The following is a 643-nucleotide window of genomic DNA, read 5'->3' on the forward strand; positions in this document are numbered from 1 at the left end:
AGGTCCCGTAGTGTAGCGGTTATCACGTCGCCCTGTCACGGCGAAGATCGCGGGTTCGATTCCCGTCGGGACCGTTGAAGTCGAGAAGATTTCAAGAAAAGTAAGAGACTCGTTAGCTCAGTTGGTAGAGCATTTGACTTTTAATCAAAGGGTCACTGGTTCGAGCCCAGTACGGGTCATAAGAGCGGGTTTGGCGGAATTGGCAGACGCACCAGATTTAGGATCTGGCGCTTTAGGGCGTGGGGGTTCAAGTCCCTTAACCCGCATATAAGATAATAATGAGCCGGCTTAGCTCAGTTGGTAGAGCATCTGATTTGTAATCAGAGGGTCGCGTGTTCAAGTCATGTAGCCGGCATTTTTGAATAGGATGCGAACGTAGTTCAGTGGTAGAACATCACCTTGCCAAGGTGGGGGTCGCGGGTTCGAATCCCGTCGTTCGCTTGAGGCGGCCGGGGTGGCGGAACTGGCAGACGCACAGGACTTAAAATCCTGCGATTGGTAACGATCGTACCGGTTCGATTCCGGTCCTCGGCATAGACTTGTAAGAGGCAGTAGAAGAAGATGAGCACCCTTAGCTCAACTGGATAGAGTACCTGACTACGAATCAGGCGGTTAGAGGTTCGACTCCTCTAGGGTGCATTAA

General features: G+C 51.8%; 7 tRNA genes. All 7 read left to right on the forward strand.

The features are described from left to right. The first annotated feature begins 1 nt into the window (after position 1). The 7 genes from HMPREF9389_RS00040 to HMPREF9389_RS00010 all read left to right on the forward strand — a co-directional run bounded on the left by HMPREF9389_RS00040 (position 2) and on the right by HMPREF9389_RS00010 (position 639). Positions 2-74 (forward strand) — tRNA-Asp (locus tag HMPREF9389_RS00040). 32 nt (positions 75-106) lie between these two features. Further along, positions 107-179 (forward strand) — tRNA-Lys (locus HMPREF9389_RS00035). A gap of 5 nt (positions 180-184) precedes the next feature. Further along, positions 185-266, forward strand: a tRNA-Leu gene (locus HMPREF9389_RS00030). A 16-nt stretch (positions 267-282) separates the two neighbouring features. Next, positions 283-355, forward strand: a tRNA-Thr gene (locus HMPREF9389_RS00025). A 14-nt stretch (positions 356-369) separates the two neighbouring features. Beyond that, positions 370-441 (forward strand) — tRNA-Gly (locus HMPREF9389_RS00020). Between the two features lie 7 nt (positions 442-448). Further along, a tRNA-Leu gene (locus tag HMPREF9389_RS00015) sits at positions 449-534 on the forward strand. A gap of 31 nt (positions 535-565) precedes the next feature. Next, positions 566-639: transfer RNA gene (locus HMPREF9389_RS00010), tRNA-Arg, on the forward strand. Positions 640-643 lie beyond the last annotated feature (4 nt).

Origin of the sequence: Streptococcus sanguinis SK355, from assembly GCF_000212855.1 — a bacterium.
In the GTDB taxonomy this organism is placed as follows: Bacteria; Bacillota; Bacilli; order Lactobacillales; family Streptococcaceae; genus Streptococcus; species Streptococcus sanguinis_A.